The organism is uncultured Sphingomonas sp., assembly GCF_913778135.1.
Taxonomy (GTDB): Bacteria; Pseudomonadota; Alphaproteobacteria; order Sphingomonadales; family Sphingomonadaceae; genus Sphingomonas.
Genome location: NZ_CAJYVU010000093.1, coordinates 44,056 through 51,652, shown reverse-complemented (window position 1 = coordinate 51,652; position 7,597 = coordinate 44,056). Strand labels below are relative to the sequence as shown.

The window sequence follows — 7,597 nt, the reverse complement described above, 5'->3', positions numbered from 1 at the left end:
CCAGCGCCCCACCGATCGTACGCTCAGCGTGTCGAGAGCGGCGGCGGCGCAGATGATTGTGGTCATAGGCGGAATGACCTACGTTGCCGTCGCAATTGCGGTAACCGGCCTGCTGGGCGAGGTTGCGGGAACGCATGCGCGAGTGTTCCAGGCCGCGTTCGTCGTCGGCACGGGCACTGCATTGTTCACCTTTGTCGCGACACCGTGGCTGCGCGCCTGGTCAAAGGTGATGATCGCCAAGCACCTGTTCAGTCACCGCTACGATTACCGTGCGGAGTGGATGCGCTTTACCGACACGCTGGGTGTATCGGGCGCGGACGTACCGTCGTTGCCGGAACGGGTCGTCGAGGCAATCGCGAACCTGACCGGGTCGCCCGCGGGCCTGCTGCTCTATGCCGAGGGTGACGAGATGGTGACGGGTTCGGCCTGGCGCTGGGAAGAGGCGCCATGCGCGGGTGCCCAAGCGTTGATCACGTATCTGGCAGCGACCGCCCGGATCATCGACCTGGATAGCTGCCGGCAGGGAGAGGCGCCGGAGGACGAGATCGCCGCGATCCCATCGTGGTTGATCGCGCGCGACGATGCCTGGGCAGTGGTGCCGCTGCTGCGCGGGACCACGCTGATCGGTGCGGTCGTGCTCGCGCATCCGCTCGTCCCACGCGCGCTTGACTGGGAGGATTTCGACCTGCTCGGCGCGGCGGGGCAGCAGGCGGCGAGCTTTCTGGCGGAGGAACGCGCGCACGATGCGCTCGCCGATGCGAAACGCTTCGACGAGTTCCACCGTCGTCTCGCCTTCATCATGCATGATCTGAAGAACCTTGTCAGCCAGACCGCGCTGGTTGCGCGCAATGCGGAACGACACGCCGACAATCCCGCGTTTCGCGCCGACATGATCGCGACGCTGACCGACACGTCGCAGCGGATGACCGCACTGCTCGCCCGATTGTCGCAGCACCAGGCGCCTGCGGGCGACACGTCGGAGGTTGTCGACCTGCTCGCCATTGCGCGTGACATCGCCGCCATGCGTGCCGCGCAGCACGCGATCGAGGTGACAGGAGTGCCCGTGTTCGCCCGCGCCGACCCGCGTGCCCTGCGCACCTTGCTCGACCATCTGGTGCAGAATGCAATCGAGGCGAGTGCGGCGGTGGAGGCGGTGCACCTGCACGTCGATCACGACGAAAATTCAGCCGCGATCACCGTGACCGATCACGGCTGCGGCATGTCGATGGCGTTCGTGCGCGAGTCGCTGTTCCGGCCCTTCGTGTCGAACAAGGCCGGCGGTTTCGGACTGGGGGCGTACGAGGCGCGGCAAATGGCGGAGCAGATGGGGGGGCACGTCGACGTGGTCACGCGAGAGGGCGAGGGGAGCCGTTTCCGTGTCTCACTTCCGCTCGCCTCGACGGCTACTGCGCCGACTAGCGCGCCGCTTGCATCGGTATGGGAGCAGGCAGCATGAGCGAGTTGAAGACGCTGCTGGTCGTCGAGGACGATCCCGGGCTGCAACGTCAGCTGCGCTGGGCATATGACGGCTACGACGTCGTCGTCGCGAGCGACCGTGTGAGCGCGATCGATGCGGTGCGTGCGTCCGAGCCTCAGGTGGTGACGCTCGATCTCGGATTGCCACCCGACCCAGACGGCGCGTCGGAAGGATTGCGCGCACTGGCCGAAATCCTCGCGCTCAAGCCCGATACCAAGGTCATCGTCGCCTCGGGCAACAGTGCGCGCGAGGCAGCGCTGGCTGCGATCGCAGGCGGTGCATGGGATTTCTACAGCAAGCCGATCGATATCGACACGCTGGGCTTGATCGTGGCGCGGGCGTTCCACGTCCATGCGCTGGAGGCGGAGAACCGCCGGCTGGCGGCACGCACCGATGCTGGGCCGGGTCTTGGCGGCCTTGTCACCGCGTCGCCCGAGATGCAGCGTGTTATCCGGACGATCGAGCGCGTCGCGCCCGCCGACGTGTCGGTCATGCTGCTCGGCGCAAGCGGGACGGGCAAGGAACTGCTCGCGCGCGGCCTGCACGATGCAGGACCGCGCCGGGCACGGCCGTTCGTCGCGATCAACTGCGCCGCGATTCCCGAAACGCTGCTCGAAAGCGAGCTGTTCGGCTATGAGAAGGGCGCCTTCACCGGCGCCGGCAAGACCACTGCGGGCAAGATCGAGGCCGCGGACGGCGGCACGCTGTTCCTCGACGAGATCGGCGACGTGCCGCTCGCGTTGCAGGTCAAGCTGCTGCGTTTCCTGCAGGAGCGGGTGATCGAGCGGATCGGCGGGCGGCGCGCTATCCCCGTTGACGTGCGGATCGTTTCCGCGACCCACCAGGATGTCGACGCGATGGTCGCCGATACGCGCTTCCGCGAAGACCTCTACTATCGTCTGTCGGAGATCGTTGTGCGCATCCCGACGCTCGCGGAACGGAGCGGGGACGCGGCGCTGCTCGCGCGGCATTTTGTCCAGCAGCACCGGCAGACGCTCAATCCGGCGGTGCAGGGGCTGAGCCCCGACGCCATCGCCGCGATCGATGGCTGGGGATGGCCGGGGAACGTCCGCGAGCTGGAAAACCGCGTCAAGCGCGCGATCATCATGGCCGACGGCAAGTACGTGACGGCCGCCGACCTCGACCTGCCCGGCACCGCGCAGGCGATGCCGATCAACCTCCGCGCGGCGCGCGAGCGTGCGGATCGCAGCGCGATCACGCGTGCGCTGGCGCAGGCGGACGGCAACATATCGGGCACGGCGCGCCTCCTCGGCATCAGCCGTCCGACGCTCTACGACCTGCTCAAAAGCTACGACCTTCATGCTTGAAGGACCGGCGACCTATCCGCTGCTGCGTGGGCGTCGCCAGCGGCGCTCGCCGCTGCGCCGTGTCGTGGCATGGTCGCGAGGGCGCAACGCGCGGTTCGTATTAGGATTGCTGGTTCTTTTGGGCTTGGGCGCCGGCATCGCGATGCTCGCGCGACGCGCCGACGTACCCGATGCGCGCGTGTCGATCGCGCGCGGGCGGGCGGCGCTCGCGCGGGCGAACTATTCCGCCGCGCGTAACCACTTCGTTTCCGCGACCCGCGCCGAGCCGGGCAACGCGGCGGCGCAGATCGCGCTCGCGCAAAGCTACCTGTTGCTGGAGGACGGCGTCGCGGCCGGAGGCGCGATCGACCGAGCGCAGAGTGCGGGCGCGCCGCCATCGCGGTTGCACGCGCTCCGCGCCGCCGCGCTGTTGCTGCAGGGGGACGAGGATGGAGCAATCGCGGAGGCGGATCGCGCGACCGGCGCCGACACGGCGCTCGCGCAACGCGCGAAGGCGCGTGCGCTCGCCGATCAGGGTGATCGCGCCGCGGGAGCCGCGCTGCTGGAGCAGCTGACCAAACGCTATCCCGAAGACGCGGGCGCTTGGCTCGATCTGGGGCGCGTCCGGCTCGACATCGGTGATGTCGGACGCGCGAGCGTCGCCGCACAGCGTGCGCTGTCGCTCGATCCGAACAACCTCGCCGCGCTGGTGCTGCGCGGGCAGCTGGTGCGTAGCCAGTACGGGTTGAACGCCGCCTTGCCGTGGTTCGAGGCCGCGCTGACGCGGGACGCTTACTTCCACCCGGCGCTGATCGAGGAAGCGGGAACACTTGGCGACCTGGGGCGAAACGCCGACAGCGTCGCCTCGGCACGTCGCGCGCTCGCAGCGCGGCCGGGTGATCCGCAGGCGCTGTACCTGATGGCAGTGGTCGCGGCGCGTGCCGGCGACCTGTCGCTCGCGGGTGACCTGCTCGATCAGAGTGCGGGCGGACTGGACGGTCTGCCCGGCGGGCTGCTGCTGTCGGGCGCGATCGATTACGCCAATGCGCGGTATCAGCAGGCGGCGGTCAAGTGGCAGGCGCTAATGGGTGCGCAGCCGATGAACCTGGTCGCGCGCCGGCTGCTCGGTGCGGCGCTGCTCCGCTCGGGCGATGCCAAGGCCGCGCTCGACGCATTGCGGCCCACTGCGCTCAGGCCCGATGCCGACAGCTATACGCTGACGCTCGTCGCGCGCGTATTTGAGGCGCGCGGCGAGCGCGACTGGGCGGCGCGCTTTCTCGATCGCGCAGCGCGCCCGGTAGCGATCCGCGCAGTGCCGTTCGGGCAGGACGACGACGCCGGCGTGCTCGCCGAAGCGGTCGCCGACGCGCCGAGCGATCCCGCGGCGGCAGTGGACAACATCCGCGGGCTGATCGAGCGCGGCCAGTTCGCCGAGGCGATCGGCCAGAGCGAGCGGGTCGCGCGCGCCTCACCCGGTGCACCGCCGGCGCAGCTCCTGCTGGGCGACACGTTGGCGGCGAGCGGCCGGTTCGCGCCGGCCGCGTCCGCCTACGCGCGTGCGGCAGACCTGCGCTTCGACGAACCGGTGCTGTTGCGTCTAATCGAGGCGTGGTTGCAGACGGGCAATCGCGAGGGTGCCGCCAACGCTTTGGCATTGTATCTGGCGCAGAACCCGGCATCGGTGATCGCGCGGCGTTTGCTGGCGAACGTGCAACTGGCGGCGGGTGACGACCGGGCGGCGGTCGTGACGCTGGAGCAATTGCGTGGGCAGATCGGCAACGGCGATGCGCTGGTGCTGGCGCAGCTCGCGCGTGCCTATACGCAGGCGGGCGACCCGCAGAGCGCGCTGCCTTACGCGCGTGCCGCCTACCGGTTATCACCAATGAGCGCGGCCGCCAGCGATGCCTATGGCGCGGCGCTGTTTGCCGCCAGCGATACGCGCGGTGCGCTGCAACTGCTGACCAAGGCGCTGAAGCTCGCACCCGGCAGCGCCGATGTTCGCTGGCACTACGCGCAGGCACTCGCCGACGCGGGGCACACGGCCGAGGCGCGGCAGGCGATCGCAGCGGCGTTGAAGGATGTGCGCTTCAGCGAACGCATGGCTGCGACGCGGTTGCTGGCAGCGCTTTCGCACTGACGAGGCGTGACGCGCGCGCTTGAGGACCGGACGCAACGCCGTATAGCGCGCGCATGGACGACGCCCTGACCCGCATCGCCGCCGCGCTGGAGCGGCTCAGTCCGCCGCCTGTTCCTGCCGCCGATCCGCTCGCGCATCCCGCCTACGTCTGGCGTGACGACGTGCTGGTGGCCGCGCGCGATTTCCGGCCTTTGCCGCTCGCCATGCTCCACGGCGTCGATGCGCAGAAGGGCGCGTTGCTCGCCAACCTCGATCGGCTCGCGGCGGGGCATGCGGCGCAGGACGTGCTGTTGTGGGGCGCGCGCGGTACGGGGAAGTCGGCGCTGGTCAAGGCGAGCGTCGCGGCGGTGCAGGGCGCGGGCGGGGCGCTGGCGCTGGTAGAGGTCGCGGCCAACCGCCTCGACACGCTGCCGCGGCTGTTCGACGCGATCGCCCGCGTGCCGCGCGCGTTCGTGCTGTTCCTCGACGATCTGGGGTTCGATGCGGCAGCGGATGCGCGGTCGCTGCGTTCGTTGCTGGAGGGCGGGGCGGAAGCGCGGCCCGCCAACGCGCGGCTGCTCGTCACCTCGAACCGCCGGCACCTGCTGCCGCGTGACATGGGCGAACAGGAGCGGGCGGTGAACGCGCGCGATGTCGCCGACGATCAACTCGCACTCTCCGACCGGTTCGGTTTAAGCCTCGGCTTCCACGTCGTCGATCAGGAGCACTATCTGTCGATCGTGCGTGGCTATGCCGACGCCTATGCGCTGCCGTTCGATGCTGCCGATGCGGTGCAATGGGCGACGCGGCGCGGCAGTCGGTCGGGCCGGGTCGCGTGGCAATATGTGGTGGACCTCGCCGGACGTGAGGGCCGGGCGCTCTAGCCCAGCGCCTCGACCTGTTCGGCGAGGTCGAGCCAGCGCAGCTCGGCCGTGTCCTTCTCGTCGCGCAAGCTGCCGATTTCGCGCGTAAGGCGATCGAACGCGGCGGGATCGCGCGTGTAGAGCCCGGCGTCGGCGAGCAGATCCTCCTTGCCCGCGATCTGATTGTCGATCTCCTCGATCCGGCGCGGCAGCAGTTCGTAGTCGCGCTGGTCCTTGTAGCTGAGCTTGACGCGCGTCGTAGGGGGCGGCGGGGGTGCAAGCGCGATCTTCGCGGGCGCGCGCTTCGCCTCGTTGCTGGGGCGACGCTTGGCGACCCAATCCTCGTATCCGCCCGCGACGACATCGATGTGGCCGCTGCCGTCGAGCCCAAGCGTCACCGTGACCGTGCGATCGAGAAAGTCGCGATCGTGGCTGACGATCAGCACGGTGCCGTCATAGTCGGCGATCACTTCCTGCAGCAGGTCGAGCGTTTCGAGGTCGAGGTCGTTGGTCGGCTCGTCCATCACCAGCAGGTTCGACGACCGCGCGAACTCGCGTGCGAGCAGCAGCCGCGATCGCTCGCCGCCCGATAGCGTGCCGACCCGCGCGTCGACCATGTTGGGGTCGAACAGGAATTCTTTGAGATAGCCGTGGATGTGCTTGCGCGTGCCGAGCACGTCGATCCACTCGCCCCCGTCGGCGAGTACGTCGCGTACCTTCTTCTCGGGTGCCATCAGGCTGCGCTGCTGGTCAATGACAATGCCGTCGAGCGTTTTCGCGAGCTTGACCAAGCCGGCGTCGGGTTGAAGCTCGCCGGTCAGAAGTTTCAACAGCGTCGACTTGCCCGCGCCGTTGCTGCCGACGATCCCGATCCGGTCGCCGCGGGTGACGCGCAGCGAAAGGTCGCGGATGATCGTGCGGTCGCCGAACGACTTGGAGACGTGCTCGGCGTCGATCACCACCTTGGTCTTCACGTCGTCGCTGCCGACCGCGAGCGCGGCGGCGCCCTGCGGACCGACCATCGCGGCACGTTCGGCGCGCATCTCCTTCAGCTTGGTGAGCCGGCCCTGGTTGCGGCGGCGGCGGCCCGTCACGCCGCGCTGGAGCCAATGCTCCTCCAGCTTCAGTTTCGCGTCGAGCTTCTGCGCCGCGCGTTCTTCTTCCGCGTAGACCGCCTCGGTCCAGGCGTCGAACCCGCCGAAGCCGACCTCGTTGCGGCGCAGCGATCCGCGCTCGAGCCACAGGGTCTGCCTGGTCAGGCGGGTGAGGAAGGTACGATCGTGGCTGATGACGACGAACGCGCCGGTGAAGCGATTGAGCCAGTCCTCCAGCCACTCGATCGCGCCGAGGTCGAGGTGGTTGGTTGGCTCGTCGAGCAGCAGCACGTCGGGGTCGAGCGCCAGTGCGCGCACGATCGCGGCGCGGCGACGCTCGCCACCCGACGCCGAGGCACAGGCGCGCGACAGGTCGATGCCGAGCTGCCCGGCGATCGCCTCCGCCTCATAGCCTTCCGGCGCGCGATCACCCGACAGGACATAGTCGGCGAGCGTCTCGAACCCGGCGAGGTTCGGTTCCTGCTCCAGCATGACGACGTTGGTGCCCGGCACGATCGTGCGGCGTCCCTCGTCGCTGTCGATCGCACCGGCGATCAGCTTGAGCAGCGTCGACTTGCCCGCGCCGTTGCGCCCGATCAACGCCAGCCGGTCGCGCTGCCCGATGAACACGTCGAGGTGGCGGAAGAGCCACCCCGCGCCCTGAACGAGGCCGAGGTCTTCATACGCGAGGATCGGTGCTGCCATGCCCGCGCACCTAGGGAACCGACCGCCAGCGGGCA

General features: G+C 69.2%; 5 protein-coding genes. 4 read left to right on the top strand and 1 reads right to left on the bottom strand.

Features of this window, described 5'->3' with window-relative positions; all coding sequences use genetic code 11:
* The 4 genes from prsK to QZ847_RS08745 all read left to right on the top strand — a co-directional run.
* Positions 1-1,456, top strand: a 1,456-nt coding sequence (prsK, locus tag QZ847_RS08760; RefSeq protein WP_294355573.1) for an XrtA/PEP-CTERM system histidine kinase PrsK, incomplete at its 5' end; no start/stop codon positions are given.
* A complete protein-coding gene (gene prsR, locus QZ847_RS08755; protein ID WP_294355571.1) occupies positions 1,453-2,805 on the top strand; it encodes a PEP-CTERM-box response regulator transcription factor in 1,353 nt (450 codons plus the stop codon). The genes prsK and prsR, both read left to right, overlap by 4 nt.
* Positions 2,798-4,921 carry a tetratricopeptide repeat protein gene (locus tag QZ847_RS08750; protein WP_294355566.1) on the top strand — a complete coding sequence of 708 codons (2,124 nt, stop codon included), beginning with the start codon at positions 2,798-2,800 and terminating at the stop codon, positions 4,919-4,921. Before prsR ends, QZ847_RS08750 begins: the two co-directional genes overlap by 8 nt.
* A gap of 53 nt (positions 4,922-4,974) precedes the next feature.
* Positions 4,975-5,784 (top strand): ATP-binding protein, encoded by an 810-nt coding sequence (locus QZ847_RS08745; protein ID WP_294355563.1) that lies wholly within the window; start codon positions 4,975-4,977, stop codon positions 5,782-5,784.
* On the opposite strand, the gene QZ847_RS08740 is transcribed toward QZ847_RS08745, so the two are convergent.
* Complete coding sequence (locus tag QZ847_RS08740) at positions 5,781-7,562, bottom strand: ATP-binding cassette domain-containing protein (RefSeq protein ID WP_294355559.1); 1,782 nt, start codon at positions 7,560-7,562, stop codon at positions 5,781-5,783. The genes QZ847_RS08745 and QZ847_RS08740 overlap by 4 nt on opposite strands.
* Positions 7,563-7,597: the final 35 nt, after the last annotated feature.